We start from the raw sequence: 23,860 nt of genomic DNA, 5'->3' as shown, positions 1-23,860 counted from the left end.
ATTTAACAAAGTCTTAATCCACAGATTGAGCCATATCCTTATCTTTGAGCAATAAAAAAATCAAAACATGAGAAAATTCGGGATAGTATTTTTACTTTTTATTTTGGCCGCAGGCCCATTATTCGCTCAGGCGCAGACTGACAAGCCAAAACTTGTGGTCGGTATCATCGTCGATCAGATGCGACAAGATTATTTGTATCGCTTTGCTGACAGGTATTCAGATGGTGGATTTAAGCGATTGATGAGAGATGGATTTATGATGAAAAATGGCCATTACAACTATATTCCGACTTATACTGGGCCAGGCCATGCATCAGTTTACACAGGTACTACTCCTGCCACCCATGGGGTCATCAGTAATGATTGGTATGTAAAAAGCCTAGATCGAATGATGTATTGTGCAGAAGACACTACCGTGACCAACATTGGCGGTTCTGCCGAGAATGGATTTATCAGCCCGCGAAACTTGCTGACTACAACTATCACAGACGAACTTAGAATAGCTTCTCAGAAGCGATCCAAAGTAGTAGGAATAGCGATCAAAGACCGCGGGGCAAGTCTCCCTGCTGGACATTTAGGCGATGCGTATTGGTTTGATTCCAACACAGGTGAATTCATGTCTTCTTCTTACTACCATGAGAAATTACCAAAGTGGGTAGATAAATTCAATGATAAGAAATCAGTGGACTCTTACCTTTCCCAGACTTGGAATACCCTCTATCCTATCGATACCTATAAGGCAAGCATGGTAGATGACAATCCTTTTGAAGGCCCATTCAACGGCAAGGAAAAACCAACATTTCCTTATGACCTAAAGGAGCTTAGAAAGACTAATGGTGAATTTGGCTTGATTTCCTCTACTCCTTTTGGCAATTCAATAACGCTAGACTTTGCTCTGGCAGCACTAGAAGGGGAAAAAATGGGATTGGGAGATGAAACAGATTTCTTGGCGCTGAGCTTTTCTTCCCCTGATTATATAGGCCATAGATTTGGGCCACAGTCCAAAGAAATCGAGGACATGTATCTTCGTCTGGACCAAGACATCGAAAAATTGTTAGACTACCTAGACACTACGTACGGCAAAGACCAATATGTAATTTTTCTATCTGCAGATCATGGCGTGGCTGAAATAGCTACACATATGATAAGTGAAAATATCCCCGGTGGAAATATTCGCACAGGTGCTGTAATGGCCGAGTTATTAAATTATATTTCTTCAAAGTATGGTGAAGGAAAATGGATTAACAACAGCTCAAATGGCCAGCTTTTCCTTAACCATGATTTAATTCGAGAGAAGGAATTAAACCAAATAGATTTCGAAAATGAAATTGCTCAGTTCTTATTGAAATTTGATGGCATTAAAGAAGTGTATACAGGAACTACCATGCGAACGAGTGAATTTACCGTAGGACGCCCAATGCTACTTCAAATGGGATATAACCACAAAGCTTCCGGTGATATTCTTTTTGTTTTAGAACCGGGATGGCTTGCAGGAGGTGCAACCGGCACTTCTCATGGCACGGGTTATTCGTATGACACCAATGTTCCAATCATTTTCTACGGTTGGAATGTGCCAGCTGGAGAGAGTTCTCGCTACGCCACGATCACGGACATTGCACCTACACTTTCAATGATGCTTGACATTAAGCTTCCAAATGGAACTACCGGACAGCCGATTCTAGAAATCACGGACAAAAAGTAATCTCTATTTAGTAAAAACATAAAGCCTCGATCTTAGCTGATCGAGGCTTTATGTTTTATCACCTATTTAGAACAATTAGACTTATTCCGTCCAGCTCATAGGGTAGTCTTCATCTACAAACTCCAGCGCATCAGTCGTGATCTGAAGTGATTTGAAGGTATCCAGCATCACGGCATATTCGTCCGTAGCTTTTGCCCCTATGGATTTTTCTACTGTGCCTGGATGCGGCCCATGAGGCAAACCTCCCATATGAAGTGTAAACGAACCTCTGTCAATTCCTTTCCTGCTCATAAACTCACCCTCAGCATAATATAATACCTCATCCGAATCAATATTAGAATGATTGTAGGGAGCAGGAATAGATAGCGGATGGTAATCGAAAAGCCTAGGTACAAATGAGCAAATCACAATCCCGAAAGCTTGGAAAGTCTGATGAACTGGTGGTGGCTGGTGAATTCTTCCAGTAATTGGTTCGAAATCATAAATTGAAAGTGCGTAAGGATACAAATACCCATCCCAACCTACAATATCCAAGGGGCTATGTGAATAAGAATACTGATGAAGCATTCCTTGCTTTTTGATCTGTACCAGGTAATCTCCTTTTTCTTTTTCCACATCAAGCTCATGCGGTGGACGAATGTCCCGTTCACAGTACGGAGCGTGCTCCAGCAGTTGCCCCACTTCGTTCCTATAGCGCTTTACCGTCTCTATAGCTCCTGCTGCTTCTATGATTAGTAGTCGGAGTGGGCCTTTTTCCTCAAATTCAAATCGATAAATCGTAGTACGAGGAATCACAATATAATCTCCTTTATGCACTTCGAGCTTTCCAAACTGAGAATAAAATACACCCTCTCCGTCATGGACATAGATCAATTCATCTCCGTCTGCATTTTTGAAGTAATAATCCATTTTCCGCTTCCGAGGAGAGCAAATCCCCATCATGACATCAGCGTTCATCATGAGATTTCTACGTGCAGATAAATAATCATCCCCGGTGAATTCCACATCGGAAGTTTTCAAATGGGTCTGATTCAATCCGTGCTCAGTAGCTGGTGTCCAAGAAAAAGGTTCTGGTTTACCAATGGACTTTACTTGGTTTGGATTATTGATATGGTAAAGCGTAGAGTAAATTCCTGAAAAGCCTTTAGAGCTCACTACTTCTTCTTTGTATAGACTGCCATCGGGCTGTCGGAATTGTGTGTGTCTTTTGGGCGGAATGGTACCCAGTCTGTGATAGTATGCCATTATTTTTGGGTTTATTTCTTTGGTTAAATTTAAACAATCTATTAAAGCACTACGCCTATCCGTTAAAAATGATTCTAAAAGAGTCTTGGGGAAATAAGGCATAAAAAAAAACGGCTTGCGCCGTTTCTTTGGATTATATTCTGGATTATTTTTCTTCGAAGAATTCTTTTTTGATCTTATCTTCAGCTTCACCGGTTCGTTTTTGGATTCTACCTAGTAACTGATCTTCTTGACCCTCTACATAAGTCAAATCATCATCGGTAAGGTCTCCATATTTCTCTTTTATCTTTCCTTTCAAGATATTCCAGTTTCCCTTTAATTTTAAATTACTAGCCATAATTAGTGGTTTAAGTTTAAACATTGACTATCTAGTATTTCGCAAAGTAGATACCAAAAAACCCAAAATGAAGACACCCTTTATCCTCCTATTTCTTTTCTATTTGTCAAATTCATGCTTATACGCCCAAAAAGCACGATTAGTTTGGTTTGATGAGTTTTCTCAGGAAGGATTACCTAATCCTGATAAATGGACATATGACGTGGGGGATCACGGCTGGGGCAATGATGAATTGGAATATTATTCACAAAATGACCTTAAAAATACCCGAATTGAAAATGGACTACTGATCATCGAAGCACATGCGGACACCTCGCATCCCAAAGGATATACTTCTGCCCGAATACTCACCAGAGGCAAAGCAGCATGGCAGTACGGCTATATAGAAGTGAAGGCAAAATTACCGCAGGGTCGTGGCACTTGGCCGGCAATCTGGATGCTTCCAGAGAAAAATCTTTACGGCGGCTGGCCCAAAAATGGGGAAATAGATGTTATGGAGCACGTAGGATATGATCCGGGTAAAGTCCACGGCACTGTGCACACCGAAGCCTTCAATCACGGGATCGGGACTCAAAAAGGAGGTTTTCTACTTGTGCCCGAATTCCACACCGAATTCCACCTCTACGCCATTGCCTGGACAGCGGAAAAAATAGATTTTCTCATTGATGGAGATACTTATTTTACATTTCAAAATACAGGGAATGATTACAAAGAGTGGCCATTTGACCAACCTTTTCATTTGATACTAAACATAGCCGTCGGCGGTGGATGGGGAGGTCAGCAAGGCATAGCGACCGACATTTGGCCACAGCGAATGGAAGTAGATTACGTGCGGGTTTACGACAAAAAACCTGAATTTTATTAAAACAGATAATATTTCCACGGCAGAATTGCATTTGGCCATGAACTTTCCTTTTTAGTGTCAATATTCTTTGGGAAGTAGATAAGTTCTTATTAAAATGATAAAAATACATAGCCCTTTAAAATATCTCTATGAAAGAAAATACTGGTAGGCGAAAAAAATTAACGGCACTTGTGATTATTGGTCTTCTGATGCTCTTGTTTTATGGAAAAAATCTAACGGAACGACAAGCCTTCAGAGACATCAGTAGCACTTTCGCTGAAGTCTATAATGACCGCTTGGTAGTAGAGGGATATATTTTTAGAATTTCAGAGAATTTATTCAAGATCCAAAAGCTAGTCGATCACTGTAATATCAACTATGACTATTCCAAAGTGGTGGATGAAATAGCTACCCATGAAAAAAATATTCTGGGAATAGTTTCAGATTTTGAGCAAACGAATCTTACGCAGAATGAAGAGCAATATTTGGCTGATTTCAGAGGTATTGTAGAAAATGACCTACAGATAAAAAGTTATAGTCTATTGTATTCCGACTCCTCAGGAGTGAATATGAATCAGGTGAAGCTATACGATCAAAAAATCAGTAAAGCCCAGCAAGACCTTGACAACTTGAGCAAAATACAACTGGAAGAAGGTGAGAAATTAATCAACAAAGCCAACATCATTATCAATCGTTCCCAGATTTGGTCTCAATTTGAAGTGGCCTTGTTGATCATTTTAGCACTTGCCTTGTACTTTCTACTCTTTAGGAATAAGAAATTATTTTCTTAAATCAGATCTTCAATTTAGCTAGATAGGCTGCGTTTTTCTCAGCAGCCTCCATAGGATTAGTTCCTACAAATCGCTCCTGCTCTACGATGAAATATTTCATACCGTATTTCTTTGATTTCTTGATAAGATCAGCATAAGGCATTTCCCCTGACCCCAATAATACGCCACGATCATGAGCATTTCCTCCTGCTGCTTCAGCGTCTTTGACATGGCATAGCTTGAACCTTTCTGGGAATTTGGCTATGTACTCCAACGGATCGTATCCTGCCACGAATGCCCAATACATATCCAATTCAAAATCAACTAAGTCAGGATCTGTATTTTCCATCAAAATATCCTGAGGCAATTGTCCCTCTAGCATTTTGAAGGTATAATCGTGATTATGATAAGCGAACTTCAATCCATGAGACCTAAGTGTTTCTCCGGCAGCGTTGAATTTATCAGCCACTTTTTTCCATTCGTCCACAGACTTTTGAGCTCCGATGTAAGGGCAGATTAAGTATTTCATACCTACCTCTGCAGCCTGCTCAGCCTGAGCGTCTAGGTCCTTGAACACATTGGCATGGGAAGAAATAAAATCTACTCCTATGTCGCTTAATAGCATCTTGCATTCTGAGGGGTTCATTCCCCAAAGAATGCCCTTTCCACCATCAAATCCTTCCAATTGCTTGTATCCAAAGCCGGCCAGTTTACGCATTGTTCCTGCGGCATCTTTTGCCATTTCTTCTTTCACGGAGTAAAGTTGGATTCCGAATTTAGAAAGCTTGGCTTTTGCTGCTGGCTCATTGATGCCCATCTTAGCTGCAGATGCAAAATCTAGGGGTAAAAATGCGGCACCAACGCCAAGCAGTGCCCCTACTTGGATAAATTTTCTTCTAGGTTTATTCATAAAATAAGTAAGCCTGCCCTTGGTAAGAGCAGGCAATTTATATAGGGTTAGATTTTTTAAATAGCGTAAGCTTTGTCTCCTTTATTGTACGGAATACAAGGATCAAATCTTCCAGGTGTTTCCACAAAATTCAAGGCTTGGGTAGCACCGATTTCGGAAGTGAAATAACCAAGTACAGCTAAATCACGAAGCATGTTAATTACCTGTGGGCTTCTATCTTGTCCGCTGGCTTTAAACTCGTCATACATTCCATTCAAATACGCTAATCTTTCTTCCGCAGGCGCAGCTATGAAATCTTTTCCATTGGACGATTTGAAATCTTTTCTCAATTTATTTACCCCATCCACAAAGGTCTTTTGATTATCTCCGTCATAGGTGTCTTTCACCATCATCACCATAAATGATCCAATCCCAACAGCTTTGGCCCCAGGTGTATCTGTCTCAGGAATAATGGTATCTCCTATCTCGTCCAAAAAAGCAATATCATCTGGATCAAACTCTAATCCTTCAATTTGGTTTTCGGGTGTACAACCTGTCATGACTGCAGTAGCACCAATCATCGTCCCTCCCATCATTACCATGACGCTTTTCAAAGCGTCCCTTCTATTCATAGTCATAGTTTTTTCGTTTACGATTAGAGATTTTGCTTTTTCAATTCATCTACTGCGAAAGCTGCCGCTCTTGCCGTAAGTGCCATATAGGAAAGTGAAGGGTTCACTGCTGACGCAGATGTCATACATGCCCCATCCGTGACAAATACGTTTTTCGCTTCCCATACTTGGTTATTCCCATTCAGAACGGACGTTTTCGGATCGCGACCCATTCTTGCTGTTCCCATTTCGTGGATACCTTGCCCGAAGGTATATCCACTATCGTACTCATTGATGTTCTTGAATCCTGCGACTTCCAGCATCTCAGCTGCATCTGCCATCATATCCTTACGCATTTTGATTTCATTGTCTTTGATCTCAGCGTTCATCACCAAGGCTTCCATTCCCCACTTATCCTTGACAGAATCACTTAATTTAATAGTATTCTCATGGTATGGAAGTATCTCTCCAAAGGCGGTAATTCCCATAGACCAGGGTCCCGGCTGTGTGAGGGCTTCCTTCATAGGTGCACCGAAATTCAATTCGGCCACATCACGAGTCCATCCACTACGACTAGCTCCACCCTGATAACCAAAGCCTCTGAGATAATCTCTTTTGTCTCCATGCACATTTCGGAATCTTGGGATATAAAGCCCAGTTGGTCTTCGTCCAAAGTAATATTTGTCCTCATAGCCCTCCATGGTACCGCTAGCACCCAAGCGGAAATGGTGATCCATCACATTATGACCTAGTTCTCCTGAGCTGCTTCCCAGTCCACCCGGCCAAATATCTGTGGCTGTACGCATAAGAATCGCTGTGGAATTGAAAGAGGACGCGCATAGAAATACGATTTTGGCATCGTATTCTATCGTTTGATTAGTCTCAGCATCCAGCACCTCTACGCCGGTAGCTTTCTTGGTGTCTTTGTCATAAATCAATTTCCGAACAATGGACCATGGTCTCAAAGTCAAATTACCCGTCGCTTCAGCAGCCGGTAAAGTAGAGGCCTGCGTGCTGAAATATCCGCCGAAAGGACAACCCAAAGAGCACTTACTTCTATATTGGCAGCCAGGTCTGCCCGGGAGTGGCTCAGTGATATTCGCCGGTCGGCCGATAGTCCAAGTTCTAGCGCCTTGATAATGTTCTTTGATTTTAGCTGCACCATCTACCTCCACACAATTCATCGGCATAGGCGGCATAAACTCTCCATCCGGAAGCACATCCAAACCGTCTTTGGAACCCGATACACCTACAAATTTCTCAACGTAAGAATACCAAGGCGCAATATCTTTGTAGCGTATCGGCCAATCCACAGCCACGTCTTCCTTTGCATTTGCTTCGAAATCCAGGTCAGACCACCGATAGGATTGTCTTCCCCAAAGAAGGGATCGCCCTCCCACCTGATAGCCTCTAAACCATGTGAAAGGCTTTTCTTCTACGTAAGGAGACTCATCTTCGTGTGCCCACCAGTCAAGATTCAGCTCATTGAGCACATAATCTCTTCTTAGATTTGGATGGTTTTCCAACTGATCTTGTGTCCTTCTACCACGATGGGGTATTTCCCACGGAGGGAGTGTAGCAGTTTTATAATCTTTGATGTGCTCTACATTCGGCCCTCTTTCCAGAAGCAAAACTTTCAGTCCCTTTTCTGTTAATTCTTTTGCAGCCCAACCGCCGCTTATTCCAGACCCAACTACAATTGCGTCGTATGCTTCATTTGCCATAAATATGGTTTTTTAAGTTTTCGAATTAGTTAGACATCACAGATCTGAACTCCCTGAGCCAAAGCAGCTATCTTGTCTTCAGACTTAGGAAGAAACTCATGCGACACGTAACCTTTGTAGCCAGTGGCCACTATTGCTTTCATCAAAGCTGGATAATAAATCTCCTGGGTATCGTCCAATTCATTCCTGCCTGGGTTACCAGCTGTATGGTAATGCCCAAAATACTGGTGGTTATCCTGTACACTTCTAATCAGATCTCCTTCATCGATCTGCATGTGATAGATATCGTATAGCAATTTGAAATTCTCACTCCCGAGCCGCTTGCAAAGCTCCACTCCAAAAGCAGATTTATCACATAAGTAATCTTTGTGGTTCACTCGACTATTAAGAAGTTCCATTTGAACGATGACTCCATGTTTTTCAGCTAAAGGAATGATTTTTTCCAACCCGATTTGGCAGTTTTTCAAGCCAGTTTCGTCGTCCATTCCTCTCCTATTTCCGGAGAAACAGATCAGATTTTTGTAACCTGCCTCAGCTACCTTTGGAATTACATCAGTATAGTTTTTTATTAATTGCTCATGATACTTCGTTTCGCCCCAGCCTTCTGTAAGGCTGATCTCTGCGCCGTTGCACATAGACGAATCCAGTCCATGCTTCTTCAGAATATGCCAATTACTTGGACCGATTAGGTCTATGCCTTTGATGCCGATTTTCTTCGCTTCTACGCAGAAATCATCTAGGCTAAAATCCCGAAAACACCAGTGGCAAACGCCATGGTTGATATTTCCTTTCAGGATGTAGGGTTTTTCTTCTTTCATTTCAAAAGAGGAAAGAGTGCCGAATGCAGCACCGCCAAGCAAAACTTTTTTGAAAGATTCTCTTCTTCCTGTGTCAATAGGTTTGGTCATGAGGGGTTTTATTGAGGTGAATTTATTTGTTCTTTCTTAAATAGAGCCATGAAAAGTAGCAAAACCAATACAGAAATGCCAGCTGGAACCAACCAAATTGATTTCCAAAGATGTAATCCAGCTTCATTAGTATAATAATTTGAGATTAATCCAGCTGCCCAAAAGCCTACCAGCATCCCTACACCGTAGGTAGCCAAGGTGATCAACCCCTGTGCAGAAGACTTGTATCTCGGGCCAGCATGCGAATCGGTATAGATCTGACCACTTACAAAGAAGAAGTCATAACAAATACCATGAAGAGCTATGCCTACCAATAACATCCAAACGCCTTCGTTTGCATCGCCAAACGCAAAGAAAGTGTAGCGCAAAGCCCAAGCCAACATGGCCACCATTAAGGTCTTTTTGATTCCAAATCTGGCAAAGAAAATAGGCAAAGCAAGCATAAACACAACTTCCGAAACTTGCCCCATGGCCATTTTACCGGTAGAATTTGCCAAACCTATTTCTGTCAGAAATGGACTGGTATTTTGATAATAAAAGGCGAGGGGTATGCAGATCAGAATCGAGGATATGAAGAAAATCGCATAATTCTTATGCTTCAGCAATCCCAAAGCATCCAATCCAAGCACTTCGGAAAGTTTGAATTCCCCTGCCACTTTGGCTTGAGGGGGCGTGTGGGGAAGCGTAAAACTAAACAGTCCCAAGACCAAAGAACTGATAGCCGCCATCAGCCAAGTATTTTTCAAAAGGCCTTCTTTCAATCCTTCCTGGCTGTCCCAAGACATAAAACTGATCAATAATCCAGCCGTGATCCAGCCAACCGTCCCCCAGACACGGATCTTTGCAAACTCCTTGGCAGGATCTTTCATTTGGTTAAAAGAAATGGAATTCACCAGCGCAAGTGTGGGCATGAATAAAATCATGTAGATCAGCAGCAAGGGGAAAAATCCACCGAAGTCTATGGAATTATATAGTAAATACATCAGCCCTGCTCCAATAATATGGATCACACCAAGTATTCTCTGTGCATGAAAATAACGATCAGCAATCAACCCTACTACAAAGGGAGCGATAATCGCTCCAAATGATTGTGTAGAGAATGCCAGTGAGATATCCTGATCTTTTGCCAGGAGATTTGAACCCAAAAATGTACCCATCGTCACAAACCAAGAGCTCCAGATAAAAAACTCCAAAAACATCATCAGGGATAGTCGGAGTTTGGTAGTGGTATTCATAGTGATGACATCAGATTATTGGTGAGGATTAACTTTTAAGGGTCGGCCAAAGTTTAAAGTTTGGCCAATTTGAAGTATTTTAGGCAGTTCTAACGACTTCCCGAAGTAATGACTTCTAACTAACTGGCAAAGCCACTCATACTATGATGGAGCTATTGATCAATTATTCTATCAATTCACTCGAAGAGCGAAGGTTTTTCCATTCGAAATCAATTATTTCAAGCATTTAATCCTGAATATAAAGTCTTTTCCCTTATGTCATCCTTACCAAAATTAAAAATCGGACTAATTGGTGGCGGTCCGGGATCATTTATTGGAGCCATTCATTTAAATGGAGCTTTGATGGACGGAATGTTCGAGCTAGTTGCTGGGGCATTCAGTTCAAATCCCGAAAAATCAAAACAACGAGGTGAGGAGCTTATGCTGGATCCTGCAAGAGTCTATGCCAGTTACGACGAGATGTTTGCCAGAGAAATGGAGCTTCCGCAATCAGAGCGAGTAGATGTAATCGTGATCGTGACACCAAATAATGTGCATTTTGACCCTACCGTAAAAGCACTCAAGTACGGTTTTCACGTAGTACTGGACAAACCTCTGACTCTCAATTACGAGGAAGCTAAAGCACTGTATCCCATTGTCAAAGCTTCCAAAAATAGATTCTTGTTGACACATACCTATTCTGGCTATCCGATGATCAAACAAGCCAAACAAATGATCGCCAAGGGTCAAATAGGAAAAGTAAGAAAAGTCTATGTGGAATACCCTCAGGGCTGGCTTTGGAAATTGTTGGAATCTGAAAACAATAAGCAAGCAGAATGGCGGACTGATCCCAAAAGAAATGGTTTGGCAGGATGTATGGGGGATATTGGTACGCATGCATTCCACCTTGCCGAATACGTGTCTGGGGAGAAAGTATCACATCTTTGTGCTGACTTGTATATAAAGGTAAAAGGAAGGCCAATTGATGATGACGGCGTGGTGCTAATGAGATTTGAAAATGGCGCATCAGGAGTGCTCATGGCTTCGCAAATAAATACTGGAGCAGAAAGCAATCTGAGAATTCAGGTGTATGGAGAGAAAGGCGGATTAGAGTGGGAACAGGAATTAAACAACAGCCTTATAGCACGCTGGCCAGACGAACCAGATCAGATTCTTAGAGCTGGAACCGGCTATTTGGGTTCCCTGGCCAAGGAAAACACAAGGACACCTGCTGGACATCCTGAAGGTTTTATAGAAGCATTTGCCAACTTGTATAGAAACTTTGCCAGATGCATTTATGCAGAACGAGCAGGAATAACCCCAAAACCAGAATGGGAAGACTACCCAGGCATAGAAGATGGAATCAGAGGGATGGCTTTCATTGATCACGTATTGAAAAGTAATGAGTCCGAGGTCAAGTGGACTCCTTTTGAAGTAGAAATAAATTTTTGAACCTAATAATTTAACCTTAGTAAAATGAAGACAATTAAAGGACCCGCGATCTTTCTCGCCCAATTTATTGACGACACTGCACCCTTCAATAACCTGAAGAACATTTGTACCTACATGGCTGACTTAGGCTATGCTGGAGTTCAAATTCCATCTTGGGATGCCAGAATGATCGATTTACAAAAAGCTGCAGAAAGCAAAACCTATGCAGACGAAATCATCGGTACCGTAGAAGAGGCCGGTTTGCAGCTCACAGAGCTTTCCACTCATCTCCAAGGCCAATTAGTAGCAGTGCATCCGGCATACAATGAATTGTTTGACGGGTTTGCGCCAGCTAATTTGCAAGGAAACTTACAGGGAAAAACCGATTGGGCTGTGCAACAATTGAAATATGCAGCAAAAGCTTCCCAAAATATGGGGCTCACTGCACATGCTACTTTCTCAGGAGCATTGATGTGGCATACTGTCTATCCATGGCCTCAAAGACCGGCTGGATTGGTGGAAACCGGTTTCACGGAATTGGCAAAAAGATGGACTCCAATTCTAGATGAATTCGACAAATACGGCGTAGATGTCTGCTATGAACTTCACCCCGGAGAAGATTTGCACGATGGAGTGACATTTGAAATGTTTCTAGATAAAGTCAATAACCACAAGCGTGCAAACATCCTTTATGACCCAAGCCACTTCGTGCTGCAATGCTTGGACTACCTGCAATTCATTGATTTTTACCATGAAAGAATCAAAATGTTCCACGTAAAAGATGCTGAATTCAACCCAACAGGAAAGCAAGGAGTCTATGGCGGATATCAAGGATGGGTAGAGCGAGCAGGTCGCTTTAGATCTTTGGGTGATGGACAAGTTGATTTTAGCGGAATTTTTAGCAAACTTTCGCAGTACGATTACGATGGCTGGGCTGTTTTAGAATGGGAATGTGCTCTCAAGCATCCTGAGCAAGGAGCTGCAGAAGGCGCTCCATTTATTGCCTCACACATCATTAACGTAACAGAAAAAGCATTTGATGACTTCGCCGGCAGAGGAGCTGACGAGGAATTCAATAAACGAATTTTAGGAATCTAACTACTCAATTTTAAAATCTAATTTAATGAAAATCACAAAACCTTTAAACCTTGTCTTAGTAGCTCTGGCAGGATTTACTTTCGCATGTGGCGGTGGAGAAAAAACTGCTGAAACTACAGAAACAGTGGCTACTCCAGCTGCTCCAGAAAAAGAAATGAGCCTGGAAGAAAAATACCAGGATGATCCAATCTACATCAATGGACTTGCAAAGCTTAAGACTTCTGACTGTACTTCTTGCCACATGGTAGAAAGAAAGATCGTAGGGCCATCCTATGCAGATGTAGCTGCAAAGTATGAAACAACTGAGGCCAACATTACTTTGCTGGCTGAGAAAGTAATCAATGGTGGCGTAGGGGTATGGGGAGAAATCCCAATGCCTCCACATCCAACAGTGAGTATGGAAGATGCCAAAGACATGGTGAAGTACGTGCTCCTTTTGAAAAAATAAGATGAGGAAACACTATATCATCGTCGCAGCATTGGCAAGTTTTCTTGCTTCATGCTCTGGCGAAAAAACAGTCGAAACAGAAACTGAAGTAACTGTGGCAGAAGCTCCGACAGAAGAAGAATGGGTAGATCTATTTGCTAACAACGATTTCTCTAGCTGGCATAAATACGGCGGAGGCGAAGTAGGCAAAGCCTGGAAGATCGAGAATGGTGAAGCATATCTTGATGCAAAAAACAAAGACGGCTGGCAAACTGGTGATGGTGGCGACATCGTTACGAATGAGGAATACGAAAATTTCCATTTGAAGTACGATTGGAAAATCGCTCAAAACGGAAACAGTGGCGTGATCTTCTATTCCCACGAGGCGCCGGAATATCAATCTTCCTGGAATACAGGCATGGAAATGCAGGTTCTGGACAATGAAGGTCATCCTGACGCTAAAATAATCAGTCATAGAGCTGGAGATCTTTACGACCTGATCGTAAGCAGTGAAGAAACTGTAAAGCCTTTTGATGAATGGAACTCAGCAGAGATCATCGCCAACAACGGTAAGCTGGATTTAATCCTGAATGGTACCACTGTGGTAAGCACTACTCTCTGGACTCCTGAGTGGGAGGCGTTGATTGCAGACAGCAAGTTCAAAGACATGCCTAATTTCGGCACGTTCAAAAAAGGAAGAATTGCCCTTCAAGATCATAGCGATCTAGTTTACTTCAAGAATGTGATGATTAAAAAGCTTTAGATTACAAAGCATTAAATTCTATATACCCCCGTGAAGAGGCTACTTTATGGGGGTATTTTTTGAGGTATTGCGGTCAAAAATAGGTGCTAAAGCCTTGGATTTTGAACAGCTTAACGAGCTGTAATGTGACGTCTTATGAGATTTGTATTCCACGATGAACAGCACTAAGATTGGTAACCATGATCAGCAAATTAAAGCCAATCACGCGAAATAAATTATTGGGTATTTTCCTCCTGTGTGATCTTATCCACTACCAAGGCTATCGCGCCATCACCTGTAACATTGCAAGCAGTACCGAAACTATCCATGGCAATATAGAGAGCGATCATTAAACCGATCATTTCTTCGCTAAAGCCCAGCATAGACTGCAATACTGCAATGGCTGCCATAATCGCCCCCCCAGGTACTCCAGGTGCTGCCACCATCGCAATGCCCAGCATAAAAATAAACCCGACAAACATCCCAAAATCGTATGGCACTCCTTCCAGGATCATCAAAGCCATCGCGCAGGCAGTTATTTTCATGATACTTCCAGACAAGTGTATGGTAGCACAAAGTGGGATCACAAAGCCGGCAATTTTAGGGGATACCCCATTCTTTTCAGCCTGCGCCAGCGTCACTGGAATGGTGGCAGCTGAGGATTGTGTTCCCAGTGCCGTGAAATAGGCAGGCATCATGGTGGCCAATAAGCGGATGGGATTTTTCTTAACGATCGCTCCGGTGATTACATATTGCAGCAACAGCAAGAAAATATGCATGGCAAATATGACTCCAATGATATTTAGGAATACTGAGAGAATGGAATATACCTGACCACTGAAGGCCATATTTGCGAAAATCCCCAGGATGAAAATTGGTAATAAAGGCACAATCACATTCTCGATCACTTGCATGATAATGGTCTCAAAATTCTTCACCACCTTCTTCAACATAGAATTCTCCTGATAAGAAAGCCCCAAACCGATGACAAAAGCCAGCACCAGCGCAGACATCACATCTATCACAGCCGGAATGGTAATACTAAAATAAGGCTCTAAATCCTTTCCAGCCTCTGAGATCTCAGCCGCTTCATTGACATGCGAAGCAAGAAGTGAAGGGAAAATAGCAGAAGAGGTGAAATAGCTCATAAACCCAGAAAAGAGCGTGGATCCATAGGCGATTGCTGCGGTGATCAGCAGTAACCTCCCAGCTCCCTTGCCCAAGTCAGAAATGGCTGGCATGATCAAGCCGAGTATAATCAGTGGGATGGCAAAATTCAGGAATTGCCCAAAAAACGCATTAAACGTAGCGAAAATCCTGTTGATGGACTCAGGCAAATAAAGACCGAAAACAATACCTAAGACAATGGCAATAAATACTTTAAACAGGAGATTGGAAAATATACTCTTCATTTATATCTGGGAATTCTTATTGGAAAGCTAATTGCCTTTTAGTTTTTTGATTTGCTAAGATATAAGAATAGGTTTTTAGAAATGAGCCGATTGAGATTTATTCCAAGACTCAGTTTTCAAATAACCTCAAGCCTTGGATTTTGACTTTAATGAATAAATCCTAAAGCACAACGCGGTACATCAGGACAGTTGAATCAATTCCTTTCGCCATCTTACTCCAACGATCAAGCCATAGCCTAAATAACCTTGCACCCTATGAAAATAGCTCTAGCTCTTTTGATTTTTTTCGCAATCAGATTTTTTGCTTTCTCCCAAACGCAAGAGCCTCCCAGGCTAGTTGCGGGTTTCCCTGTCAACTATGATGAGGATGCCATCCCTCCCTATTCTTTGCCGGATCTATTCACTTTGGAAAATGGTCGAAAAATAAAGGATTCGGTGGCTTGGATGAAAGACAGAAGACCGGAACTTTTGAAGTCTATTGCTGAGCTTCAGTATGGAAAAACACCTCCTGCCCCAAAATCAATTGCATTTGAAGTTTTTGACAAAGAAAGTGATGCTTTCAATGGCAAAGCAATCCGAAGGCAAGTGCGAATTTACTTAACGGAGAACAGCAAAGCTCATCCTATGGATTTGCTGATTTATTTACCCAAGAATTCACCCAAGAAAACCCCGGTTTTCTTCACCATTTCCTTTACAGCAAATTCTCAAACAGTCGATGATAAAGGAGTGCGGGTTGGAGAAATCTGGAACAGAGAAGGCAAAAAAGTTACCGCAGATCAAGCAAGCGTTTTCCGAACTACAAATGTGGAGCAGTTTATAGACGCTGGATATGGCTTTGCCACAGTTTATTATGGCGATATAGATCCGGATTTCAAAAAAGGTTTTGAGCATGGAATACGGAAGGAATTTCTCAAACCCGGCGAAACTACGCCCAAGGAAAATGAGTGGGGAACAATCTCTGCTTGGTCATGGGGATTGAGTAGAGCCATGGATTATTTTGAAAAAGACGATCAGATAGATGCCAATCGCATTGCGCTTATGGGAGTTTCCCGCTTGGGAAAAACAGTGCTTTGGACAGGAATTAGAGACACGCGTTTTAAAATGATCATCGCAAGTTGCTCAGGTGAAGGAGGCGCTGCAATTGCCAGAAGAGATTTTGGGGAAAACATCAAGCACATGTCTGACACCTCTCGATATTACTATCAATTTGCACCGAATTATCACGAATATTCTACCCATGTGGATGATTTCCCATTTGATGCACATACGCTCGTAGCGATGATTGCACCGAGGCCTCTTCTGCTTCAAACTGGAAATACTGATTATTGGTCTGATCCAAAAGGGGAGTTTATAGCAGCTCAAGAGGCTACCAAAGTTTACGAACTCTTTGGCGAAAATGGTCCCCAAGACGATGAAATGCCTGCCGCAGGAGACACTTCATTGCTGGAAAACAAACTTGGGTACTATATGCATGACGGAGGTCATGGAACTATCCCCTCTGACTATGCAGTCTTTATCCAGTTTATGAAGACGTTTTTATGATTTGTAATCAGTAAGAAATAGGAATTTCAACCCTAGTCTGATCCCATCCCATTCGCATCACTGCAGATTTATTTCCCAGACCTTCAAAGCGAATCGAGAAGGCTTCCACAACCTCTGGGATAGAGTTCGAATCAACTTTAAATCGCATTACATCTTTACTTTCATCATAACTATATGCACCCCAGTAATCTTGGTCTGAATTGATGATGATAGTCCATTCGGTTTCTCCCGGGATGGCAAACAACGAATAGGTTCCAGCCTTAAGTGTTTCACCACCAATAGTCAAATCTTTAAAAGCTTTGAATTCCACAGCTTCATTTGCCCCAACTCTCCATACTTTCCCGAAAGGAACTATCCCTCCAAAGACAATTCTGTCAGACTTATTCGGCCTACTGTAATACACTTTTACAATTGCTTCCTCACCTGCTTTTCGGTCATGGGCAAAATTATCCGGCAGATACGCTACGTCCATTGGACTTTTATCAACAGACCGAAACTCTTGGGAATAAACAGATGAAGAAAAACAACTCAAAATCAAAAGTAGAATAAAGTGTTTCATGGGGATAAATTAGTTTTAGATGTTTTATGATTTACTTACCTCATTTTCTTATAGGCATTGATCAGGCCATTGGTAGATCCATCGTGAGCGGTGATTTCTTCATCCCCATTTAGTTCAGGAAGAATACCACTTGCCAAAACTTTGCCAAGCTCTACGCCCCACTGATCAAAGCTGAAAATATCCCAAACTACTCCCTGCACGAAAATCTTGTGCTCATACATTGCGATCAATGCACCAAGAGTGTAAGGATTAATTTCTTTTACCAAAATTGAATTCGTAGGTCGATTACCTTCGAAAACTCGATGCGGAGCAATTTCATCTATCTGCTCATCAGACTTACCAGCTGCTTTCATTTCTGCTTTCACTTCTTTCAGAGACTTCCCTTTCATTAAGGCTTCTGTCTGAGCAAAGAAGTTGGACAGCAACTTCTGATGATGATCGCCAATAGGATTATGAGACACCGCCGGAGCGATAAAATCACAAGGAATCAAATGCGTTCCTTGATGGATCAATTGATAAAAAGCATGCTGACCATTGGTTCCAGGCTCTCCCCAGATAATCGGGCCAGTGGTATAATTCACTTTTTCTCCTGAGCGGCTTACGTATTTACCATTGCTCTCCATATTTCCCTGCTGGAAATAGGCTGCAAATCGATGCATATACTGATCGTAAGGCAAAATAGCTTCGGAACTCGCACCAAGGAAATTGGTGTTCCAGATGCCAATCATCGCCAGGACAACCGGGATATTTCGGTCAAACTGAGAATGACGGAAATGATTGTCCATTGCATGGGCACCGGCAAGCAGTTTCTCAAAATTGTCAAAACCGATGGTACAGGCAATAGGTAAACCAATCGCAGACCAAAGAGAATATCTTCCCCCTACCCAATCCCAGAACTCAAACATATTATTAGTGTCAATTCCGAATTCAGACACGGACTTGGCATTGGTAGAAAGCGCCACGAAATGCTTGGCCACCGCCGAATCTATCTTAGCATGCTCCAGAAACCAATCACGTGCAGTATGCGCATTCGTCATAGTTTCTTGTGTAGTGAACGTCTTGGAAGCTATAAAGAAAAGGGTTGTCTCAGGATCTACCTTTTTCAGCGTCTCTGCTATATGCGTTCCATCCACATTAGAAACAAAATAGCACTCGATATCAGGATTTTTATATGGCCTCAATGCCTCAGTCACCATTACCGGGCCTAGATCAGAACCCCCGATACCGATATTTACCAGCGATTTGATAGGCTTGCCAGTGTAGCCAAGCCACTGTCTATTTTGGATTTTGTCTGCAAAGGACTTCATCTTCTTCAACACTGCAGAGATATCTTCCATGAGATTATGACCGTCAAGATACACAGCCTCATCAGCTGGATTTCTAAGCGCAGTATGCAATACAGCTCTTCCTTCCGTCACATTAATAGGCTTTCCTGAGAACATATCTTCAATCGCCACATGGAGTTTACACTCCCTAGCCAGATCAAAAAGCGCATCCAGAATACCCGGATTCAACCTATTTTTAGAAAAATCCACCAAGATATCTTCCATCGAAATGCTCAATCTATCAAAGCGCTCCCGCTCATCGAATTGAGAAAGTATGGTCATGTCTTTATGATCTTCGGCAAGTTTCAGTAATCTTGCCCAGGCAGGTGTGGTGGTTGGATTAATTGCGTTCATTGGTTCTTATTTAATAGGAATGAGTTACAAAAATAAGGTTTATCTTGATGGATAAAAGGCTTTTGACTTAAAGTAGAACTATACCTATTTGCCAAAGAAGAATTGCATTTTTTCAATTGTATTTGTATAATTAAACTTCACTATTAGTCAACCAAATATGGCGTTTAGAAGTAGCTTCCGATTTTCTCTCCTCATAACAATGATTCTTGGACTTACTTCCACACACTCCATAGCTCAGGATAAGGAAATCGTCAGATTGAATGAGCATTTCTATCCCATCAATGAAAATGATAGCATCAATTATTTTTACAAAGCCATCATCGTCGATCTTACCGACAGCACTTCCATAGAGCGGATTTTCAATCTGAAAAACCAAATCGTAAAAGTCACACGATATGGTTATAATCAGGAAGGGAATTTTCCGGAAGAAAACACAGAGACCTATGACTCGGACGGCAAATTGGTTTCCAAGAAAATCAAGAATAGTATCAATGGGTTCTACCAAGCTGTATACTTTGACAAGGGCGAACAAATAGGCGAAGTACTTTTTCAAGGGGAAAAGAAATTTGAAATCCGAAAGGCAGGTAGTGATGAAGTAATGACTGCAGATGAAAATGTATTTGAGCCAACCCCTAAACTAGATCAGGATCTTTGGACTAATATGATGATTCAAAACTTGAAATACCCTGCATCTTCCCGAAGGGATAGAGAAGAAGGAACCGCCATTCTTGCGATATATGTAAATGAATTTGGAGAGCATGGCGAATTTAAAGTAGTCAATCCCGAAAATGTAAGTGAAAAATTAGCCTTTGAAGCACTTCGCGTAGCTACTATGTATGATGGTGAAATCACTCCAGCTACCAACATTGATGGAAACACAGTAGATGCTTGGCTATATATTCCTCTACGATTTAAAATGGATTGAAAAAACAACAACCCTCCAAAATGGAGGGTTGTATTCATTTTATAAGGGAGAGGATTTGCATTTGTATGGCAACAAATCTTCTAGATCTTTTCCCCTCTATTGCCTCTTGAATCGCTGGCTTTTTCCGTTTTGGAAGTAAATGAGCTGGAGATAATTTTGACTCAAAGAGGCAATTTCATAACAATATTTGTCTTGACTATTCGAAACATTAATCAATTCCAGATAAGAAATATTTGGCTTTTGTATTATCGATTTTGAACACAATACCCCACCTGTTTTTATAGAATAAACATAAGTGTCCTGCAATTGACCACCGTAGTATTCATAACATTTTCCATCAGTCTTAAAAATTCTTTTCCAACTTGTATCATCTGTTGAAACCCAAGTACCTATGATGGAAGTTTGATTATTAATGTTTATTATAAAACACATTCCTAAAGTTACAGCTAATATTATTAAAGTTTTCATATAATAAATTGGTTAAATACAGATGATAAATGATATTGTTTTGTTGAAAATTGACTGCCTGTGAGTTAATCCATTTTTACCTCCATTAACTAACCTCGTGACATCTTTTACAGTTGTAGTTGAATTTATTGTCAATTTGTGCTGAACATTATTGTTAAAAAACCATAATGCACTAATTACGCCAAGTTCCAAATTGCTTGATATTAGATCAGGGTTAGCTACAAAATCTAACTTAGAATTGTAAGCGTTTTGATAAAACTGGGTAAAGCTTTGATAATTTGCTTTTCCAGTTAACTGAAAAATCCCTCTCCCTCTATATTTATAACCATCTCCAGATGAAGTATTTCCTAAATAATCTCGCTGATAAACTAGGTTTGCTAGTTTTTCTACATTTACATAAATACTACTTTCCGATTTCTTATAATCATTAGGATTGGCTTTTGAAGAATCCGCGTTTGGGGTGGTAATTGGATTAAAATAGTTTTCCCAATTCCCTTCTTTTCCAAGTTCAGCCCATCTATAATTCAAATTCTCCTCAAAAGCACCAAATTCCTTACCAGCATAATTTGTACTTTCATGCCCTGCTTGCGCCAGAAAATGTTGCAATTTTTCCGGAGTATCTATCCCAAACGTTTCACCATGAGTGTTAATATGATCTGCAATTGATTGTAGAGTATTATCTTCGCTATTTGGAAAAACGCTTTTTAAGTTTTCTTTTGAGGTGTTACAATCATCTGGAAGTAAAGTCGGTCCTCCTCCTCCACTTCCACTACCCGATCCTCCTCCAGGTGTAGGGCCGGTCGGTCCCGTATAAGTCCCCGGTCCTGATCCTGGATTGTATTGGTCTGAGCATGCTGGATCCTCGTAGGCTATGATATCAAAACACTCTATTCCAAATTCCGGAATATCACAATATCCACCTCCACAAGTAATCTCTCCTTCATCATCTCCATAGCTAAAGCAAACTTCTTCCATGATAGGCGTGCAGTTAAGTGCAGCATTAGCATTCGATCTGCTTTTCTTTTTTTAGAAAGTAGGTATATACCTTCTCCCCATTTTGCACAAACCATCCTGTGCTCAACTCCTCATCCCATGATACCATCTGAATATCTCCCGAAAAATCTTTGCTCCATACGGTGTAGTTATTGGTTTCAAGCTTCTTTTGGTTTGCCACAGTTCCTTCAGGGAAATACTTTAGTATAAATATATCAAATCCCCCATCTTCTTTTTTCTCAAAAATCAACCTGAAAAATGCATCCTTCTGTTTTCTTTTGATGTCATTGATCGTTTTGGCCGAGCGGATGGGTACTGAGAAAACATTGTAAGTGATCTCCACTTCGATCACTCTTCCTTCTTCATGTACCATAGCTTTGTTCCAATGGATTTTCTTGATCTGATTCCTCACTCTCGCATTCACTCCTGATTGGAGAGGTACCTCAAACTCTTCCTGCGGTCCAAACCAGGCCTTCGCATCTTCGACTGCCTGCTGGACATCAGAAACAGGTATCTCAACAGGTTCTTCCTCGCTCACGCAGGAGGCCATACCGAGCATCATAGCTAGAAGTAGAAATGACCAAAATCCAGATCTACTTAAAAATTTGTACTTGAGGGGGGGGGAATGTGTTTCATAAAAGATTTCATAAAAGAATACTAGTTAAGTGTTTAAAAATTTAATGAGTTTAAGCTTTCTTGACTATAAAAGCAACAGTAGTTTAAAATTTTTCTGAAAATTTATCATTCTGTTAACATGGTATAACCCACATCTTTTTGCCATGAATCTTGCCTAGTAAAACACCAAAACCCGTCATTTTTGACGGGTTTTGATTTATTATCAAGATAAGCACTCCATCTATTCAGACTATTATTCCGGAATAAAATCCACGTGCTCAGCGGTATTAATTTGTAATTCTACATCTAATGGCATTTTTGAAACTGAGAGATTTTCAACAACTTTTGGATTGTACCCTACCATCCCAAAGTAAAGCACGCAATCCTCCAAATTTCCCTCATAAGCAAGAGAATAAACACCTTCGCTATTTGCGATAGCACCTTCTATAAAATGACCTGAAATATTTAAAGAGTCTTTATGCTGCAGTAGAACTGAAACCCGACCTATTGGCTCCTTGGTTTTAGAATCTACAATCTTCCCTGAAACATGATGATCTCCATCAGAATTAGAGGTACAGGAGGTGGCTATATTAAGTAAAAGTACTATTCTAAAAACCTGCCCAATATTATTCATTCAATTGCTGTAATTTACCAACTAGACATATCATAGTTTTTCATTATAACCAACAAAACCCGCCATTTCTGACGGGTTAGTTTACAAAATAAACTTTTTAAATATTAATTTCTACTTTTCAATTATCGAATACTCTACTTCTTTCAAATAACCATTAACCCAAGTGAAATTCAATTTGCATTCTTGTGAATTTAGTTGAGTAAAATCTAAAGTCTCAACTGAATCTATATTATAATAATAAGAAACATCAGATATGTTAGGTTTGAGATTTCTAACACTATATGAACCAGGAAACTTATCTTTATATGCTTCAAAAGAAAGATCAAATATATTGTTTCCACTTAATTGTAAATCTGCTTCTTTTCTGAAATTTACTGAGGTTATTTTCATTTGTTGGACAATCGCAATAATCTTGTCGTCCTTAGAATTCAAAACTTTAATATAATCAGATGTCAATTTATCGTTAGTTACAAGATTTAAATTGTTTGCAATATTTTCACTATTTAGGATGGTAAATTTCTTCCCTGCAATGGTAAACTCTTTAATATCAACAATTTCGATATAATCCTCGATCTGCAAATCGCTGCTATTTTCCCAAATCGGCAAATCGCTACCTTTCGATTTATATCTATCCGAAAAATCCATCATTTCTGAGTTAATCTCGGTGCCAATTTCATCATCAATTAATATTTCTTCTACATCTTTATCCTGATTTGAACAACCGATTAGAGATATAATCACAATAAATCTGAAAATTTTCATACTAATAAGATTTTAATAGAAGTTGGACTCAAACCAATCCCTTAATCCTAAAGGCAAATATATCTCAAAAGATGATCTGCCATTTCTGATGGGTTTTCTTTATTTAAAAGCTAAAACTAAAACAGGAAGACCCAACAGTAGCGATTTCACTGCTCTGGTCTCCACTCTCTAGGCAGTCTCCAAACTCAACTAGGCGTAGTCAAAAACAACTTGATGACTGGGGCTAGGTAATATCTACCAACTATCCTTTTCAAATTGAAATAACACTTTATTTTGACGTTTTATTCTTCATGAATTACAACTTATACATGATAGAAAGGCGTAGTTAA

At 40.8% G+C, this 23,860-nt stretch carries 24 protein-coding genes; 9 read left to right on the top strand and 15 right to left on the bottom strand.

What is annotated here, in order from left to right:
* Positions 1–67: 67 nt before the first annotated feature.
* On the top strand, positions 68–1,702 hold the full coding sequence (gene pafA / locus U3A58_RS12135) for an alkaline phosphatase PafA (RefSeq protein ID WP_323823692.1): 1,635 nt from the start codon (positions 68–70) through the stop codon (positions 1,700–1,702).
* An 81-nt stretch (positions 1,703–1,783) separates the two neighbouring features.
* Here pafA and U3A58_RS12130 read toward each other — a convergent pair whose 3' ends face one another.
* Positions 1,784–2,947 (bottom strand): homogentisate 1,2-dioxygenase, encoded by a 1,164-nt coding sequence (locus tag U3A58_RS12130; RefSeq protein WP_323823691.1) that lies wholly within the window; start codon positions 2,945–2,947, stop codon positions 1,784–1,786.
* A gap of 145 nt (positions 2,948–3,092) precedes the next feature.
* The gene (locus U3A58_RS12125; protein WP_323823690.1) at positions 3,093–3,284 is read right to left on the bottom strand and encodes a CsbD family protein; all 192 of its coding nucleotides are present in this window, start codon (positions 3,282–3,284) and stop codon (positions 3,093–3,095) included.
* 67 nt (positions 3,285–3,351) lie between these two features.
* On the opposite strand from U3A58_RS12125, the gene U3A58_RS12120 reads away from it, so the two are divergent.
* Together U3A58_RS12120 and U3A58_RS12115 are read left to right on the top strand one after the other, a co-directional pair.
* Complete coding sequence (locus U3A58_RS12120; protein WP_323823689.1) at positions 3,352–4,149, top strand: glycoside hydrolase family 16 protein; 798 nt, start codon at positions 3,352–3,354, stop codon at positions 4,147–4,149.
* A 128-nt stretch (positions 4,150–4,277) separates the two neighbouring features.
* On the top strand, positions 4,278–4,919 hold the full coding sequence (locus tag U3A58_RS12115) for an MCP four helix bundle domain-containing protein (protein ID WP_323823688.1): 642 nt from the start codon (positions 4,278–4,280) through the stop codon (positions 4,917–4,919).
* 1 nt (position 4,920) lies between these two features.
* Here U3A58_RS12115 and U3A58_RS12110 read toward each other — a convergent pair whose 3' ends face one another.
* Genes U3A58_RS12110 through U3A58_RS12090 form a run of 5 tightly spaced genes read right to left on the bottom strand, consistent with a single transcriptional unit; the run spans position 4,921 to position 10,265 of the window.
* On the bottom strand, positions 4,921–5,808 hold the full coding sequence (locus U3A58_RS12110) for a sugar phosphate isomerase/epimerase family protein (protein WP_323823687.1): 888 nt from the start codon (positions 5,806–5,808) through the stop codon (positions 4,921–4,923).
* Positions 5,809–5,864: 56 nt separating this feature from the next.
* Positions 5,865–6,425: a gluconate 2-dehydrogenase subunit 3 family protein gene (locus U3A58_RS12105; protein WP_323823686.1), complete on the bottom strand. Its 561-nt coding sequence runs from the start codon at positions 6,423–6,425 to the stop codon at positions 5,865–5,867.
* Between the two features lie 17 nt (positions 6,426–6,442).
* Positions 6,443–8,122 carry a GMC family oxidoreductase gene (locus U3A58_RS12100; protein ID WP_323823685.1) on the bottom strand — a complete coding sequence of 560 codons (1,680 nt, stop codon included), beginning with the start codon at positions 8,120–8,122 and terminating at the stop codon, positions 6,443–6,445.
* Positions 8,123–8,151: 29 nt separating this feature from the next.
* Positions 8,152–9,030, bottom strand: coding sequence for a hydroxypyruvate isomerase family protein (locus U3A58_RS12095; RefSeq protein WP_323823684.1), 879 nt, complete (start codon positions 9,028–9,030; stop codon positions 8,152–8,154).
* An 8-nt stretch (positions 9,031–9,038) separates the two neighbouring features.
* Positions 9,039–10,265 carry a nucleoside permease gene (locus tag U3A58_RS12090; RefSeq protein WP_323823683.1) on the bottom strand — a complete coding sequence of 409 codons (1,227 nt, stop codon included), beginning with the start codon at positions 10,263–10,265 and terminating at the stop codon, positions 9,039–9,041.
* A gap of 255 nt (positions 10,266–10,520) precedes the next feature.
* On the opposite strand from U3A58_RS12090, the gene U3A58_RS12085 reads away from it, so the two are divergent.
* From U3A58_RS12085 to U3A58_RS12070, 4 genes are read left to right on the top strand one after another with little or no spacing between them, the layout of a single operon-like run.
* Entirely contained in the window at positions 10,521–11,696 is a 1,176-nt protein-coding gene (locus U3A58_RS12085) for a Gfo/Idh/MocA family protein (protein WP_323823682.1), read from the top strand.
* Between the two features lie 24 nt (positions 11,697–11,720).
* Entirely contained in the window at positions 11,721–12,773 is a 1,053-nt protein-coding gene (locus U3A58_RS12080; RefSeq protein WP_323823681.1) for a sugar phosphate isomerase/epimerase family protein, read from the top strand.
* Positions 12,774–12,798: 25 nt separating this feature from the next.
* A complete protein-coding gene (locus U3A58_RS12075) occupies positions 12,799–13,221 on the top strand; it encodes a c-type cytochrome (RefSeq protein ID WP_323823680.1) in 423 nt (140 codons plus the stop codon).
* 1 nt (position 13,222) lies between these two features.
* Positions 13,223–13,963 carry a 3-keto-disaccharide hydrolase gene (locus tag U3A58_RS12070; protein ID WP_323823679.1) on the top strand — a complete coding sequence of 247 codons (741 nt, stop codon included), beginning with the start codon at positions 13,223–13,225 and terminating at the stop codon, positions 13,961–13,963.
* A gap of 215 nt (positions 13,964–14,178) precedes the next feature.
* Here U3A58_RS12070 and U3A58_RS12065 read toward each other — a convergent pair whose 3' ends face one another.
* On the bottom strand, positions 14,179–15,354 hold the full coding sequence (locus U3A58_RS12065) for a dicarboxylate/amino acid:cation symporter (protein ID WP_323823678.1): 1,176 nt from the start codon (positions 15,352–15,354) through the stop codon (positions 14,179–14,181).
* Between the two features lie 255 nt (positions 15,355–15,609).
* Between U3A58_RS12065 and U3A58_RS12060 the strand changes: the two genes are divergently transcribed.
* Positions 15,610–16,896, top strand: coding sequence for a glucuronyl esterase domain-containing protein (locus tag U3A58_RS12060; protein WP_323823677.1), 1,287 nt, complete (start codon positions 15,610–15,612; stop codon positions 16,894–16,896).
* Positions 16,897–16,903: 7 nt separating this feature from the next.
* On the opposite strand, the gene U3A58_RS12055 is transcribed toward U3A58_RS12060, so the two are convergent.
* Together U3A58_RS12055 and pgi are read right to left on the bottom strand one after the other, a co-directional pair.
* Positions 16,904–17,455: a DUF2911 domain-containing protein gene (locus tag U3A58_RS12055; protein ID WP_323823676.1), complete on the bottom strand. Its 552-nt coding sequence runs from the start codon at positions 17,453–17,455 to the stop codon at positions 16,904–16,906.
* 35 nt (positions 17,456–17,490) lie between these two features.
* Positions 17,491–19,134 carry a glucose-6-phosphate isomerase gene (gene pgi / locus U3A58_RS12050; protein ID WP_323823675.1) on the bottom strand — a complete coding sequence of 548 codons (1,644 nt, stop codon included), beginning with the start codon at positions 19,132–19,134 and terminating at the stop codon, positions 17,491–17,493.
* A gap of 199 nt (positions 19,135–19,333) precedes the next feature.
* Between pgi and U3A58_RS12045 the strand changes: the two genes are divergently transcribed.
* Positions 19,334–20,059: an energy transducer TonB gene (locus U3A58_RS12045; protein ID WP_323823674.1), complete on the top strand. Its 726-nt coding sequence runs from the start codon at positions 19,334–19,336 to the stop codon at positions 20,057–20,059.
* Between the two features lie 96 nt (positions 20,060–20,155).
* Here U3A58_RS12045 and U3A58_RS12040 read toward each other — a convergent pair whose 3' ends face one another.
* From U3A58_RS12040 to U3A58_RS12020, 5 genes are all read right to left on the bottom strand, one after another.
* The gene (locus U3A58_RS12040; RefSeq protein ID WP_323823673.1) at positions 20,156–20,527 is read right to left on the bottom strand and encodes a DUF2147 domain-containing protein; all 372 of its coding nucleotides are present in this window, start codon (positions 20,525–20,527) and stop codon (positions 20,156–20,158) included.
* 12 nt (positions 20,528–20,539) lie between these two features.
* A complete protein-coding gene (locus tag U3A58_RS12035) occupies positions 20,540–21,502 on the bottom strand; it encodes a glycoside hydrolase family 19 protein (RefSeq protein ID WP_323823672.1) in 963 nt (320 codons plus the stop codon).
* A gap of 25 nt (positions 21,503–21,527) precedes the next feature.
* Positions 21,528–22,082 (bottom strand): hypothetical protein, encoded by a 555-nt coding sequence (locus tag U3A58_RS12030; protein WP_323823671.1) that lies wholly within the window; start codon positions 22,080–22,082, stop codon positions 21,528–21,530.
* A gap of 306 nt (positions 22,083–22,388) precedes the next feature.
* Entirely contained in the window at positions 22,389–22,769 is a 381-nt protein-coding gene (locus tag U3A58_RS12025; RefSeq protein WP_323823670.1) for a peptidase associated/transthyretin-like domain-containing protein, read from the bottom strand.
* A gap of 111 nt (positions 22,770–22,880) precedes the next feature.
* A complete protein-coding gene (locus U3A58_RS12020) occupies positions 22,881–23,531 on the bottom strand; it encodes a hypothetical protein (RefSeq protein ID WP_323823669.1) in 651 nt (216 codons plus the stop codon).
* Positions 23,532–23,860 lie beyond the last annotated feature (329 nt).

Origin of the sequence: Algoriphagus persicinus, assembly GCF_035156415.1 — a bacterium.
Lineage (GTDB): Bacteria > Bacteroidota > Bacteroidia > Cytophagales > Cyclobacteriaceae > Algoriphagus > Algoriphagus persicinus.
This window is presented reverse-complemented; position numbering and strand designations above follow the sequence as displayed.

Excerpts from the sequence above, each read along its gene's own strand:
- pafA (WP_323823692.1), top strand. The coding sequence starts at position 68 with ATGAGAAAATTCGGGATAGTATTTTTACTTTTTATTTTGGCCGCAGGC.
- U3A58_RS12130 (WP_323823691.1), bottom strand. The coding sequence starts at position 2,947 with ATGGCATACTATCACAGACTGGGTACCATTCCGCCCAAAAGACACACA.
- U3A58_RS12125 (WP_323823690.1), bottom strand. The coding sequence starts at position 3,284 with ATGGCTAGTAATTTAAAATTAAAGGGAAACTGGAATATCTTGAAAGGA.
- U3A58_RS12120 (WP_323823689.1), top strand. The coding sequence starts at position 3,352 with ATGAAGACACCCTTTATCCTCCTATTTCTTTTCTATTTGTCAAATTCA.
- U3A58_RS12115 (WP_323823688.1), top strand. The coding sequence starts at position 4,278 with ATGAAAGAAAATACTGGTAGGCGAAAAAAATTAACGGCACTTGTGATT.
- U3A58_RS12110 (WP_323823687.1), bottom strand. The coding sequence starts at position 5,808 with ATGAATAAACCTAGAAGAAAATTTATCCAAGTAGGGGCACTGCTTGGC.
- U3A58_RS12105 (WP_323823686.1), bottom strand. The coding sequence starts at position 6,425 with ATGACTATGAATAGAAGGGACGCTTTGAAAAGCGTCATGGTAATGATG.
- U3A58_RS12100 (WP_323823685.1), bottom strand. The coding sequence starts at position 8,122 with ATGGCAAATGAAGCATACGACGCAATTGTAGTTGGGTCTGGAATAAGC.
- U3A58_RS12095 (WP_323823684.1), bottom strand. The coding sequence starts at position 9,030 with ATGACCAAACCTATTGACACAGGAAGAAGAGAATCTTTCAAAAAAGTT.
- U3A58_RS12090 (WP_323823683.1), bottom strand. The coding sequence starts at position 10,265 with ATGAATACCACTACCAAACTCCGACTATCCCTGATGATGTTTTTGGAG.
- U3A58_RS12085 (WP_323823682.1), top strand. The coding sequence starts at position 10,521 with ATGTCATCCTTACCAAAATTAAAAATCGGACTAATTGGTGGCGGTCCG.
- U3A58_RS12080 (WP_323823681.1), top strand. The coding sequence starts at position 11,721 with ATGAAGACAATTAAAGGACCCGCGATCTTTCTCGCCCAATTTATTGAC.
- U3A58_RS12075 (WP_323823680.1), top strand. The coding sequence starts at position 12,799 with ATGAAAATCACAAAACCTTTAAACCTTGTCTTAGTAGCTCTGGCAGGA.
- U3A58_RS12070 (WP_323823679.1), top strand. The coding sequence starts at position 13,223 with ATGAGGAAACACTATATCATCGTCGCAGCATTGGCAAGTTTTCTTGCT.
- U3A58_RS12065 (WP_323823678.1), bottom strand. The coding sequence starts at position 15,354 with ATGAAGAGTATATTTTCCAATCTCCTGTTTAAAGTATTTATTGCCATT.
- U3A58_RS12060 (WP_323823677.1), top strand. The coding sequence starts at position 15,610 with ATGAAAATAGCTCTAGCTCTTTTGATTTTTTTCGCAATCAGATTTTTT.
- U3A58_RS12055 (WP_323823676.1), bottom strand. The coding sequence starts at position 17,455 with ATGAAACACTTTATTCTACTTTTGATTTTGAGTTGTTTTTCTTCATCT.
- pgi (WP_323823675.1), bottom strand. The coding sequence starts at position 19,134 with ATGAACGCAATTAATCCAACCACCACACCTGCCTGGGCAAGATTACTG.
- U3A58_RS12045 (WP_323823674.1), top strand. The coding sequence starts at position 19,334 with ATGATTCTTGGACTTACTTCCACACACTCCATAGCTCAGGATAAGGAA.
- U3A58_RS12040 (WP_323823673.1), bottom strand. The coding sequence starts at position 20,527 with ATGAAAACTTTAATAATATTAGCTGTAACTTTAGGAATGTGTTTTATA.
- U3A58_RS12035 (WP_323823672.1), bottom strand. The coding sequence starts at position 21,502 with ATGGAAGAAGTTTGCTTTAGCTATGGAGATGATGAAGGAGAGATTACT.
- U3A58_RS12030 (WP_323823671.1), bottom strand. The coding sequence starts at position 22,082 with ATGATGCTCGGTATGGCCTCCTGCGTGAGCGAGGAAGAACCTGTTGAG.
- U3A58_RS12025 (WP_323823670.1), bottom strand. The coding sequence starts at position 22,769 with ATGAATAATATTGGGCAGGTTTTTAGAATAGTACTTTTACTTAATATA.
- U3A58_RS12020 (WP_323823669.1), bottom strand. The coding sequence starts at position 23,531 with ATGAAAATTTTCAGATTTATTGTGATTATATCTCTAATCGGTTGTTCA.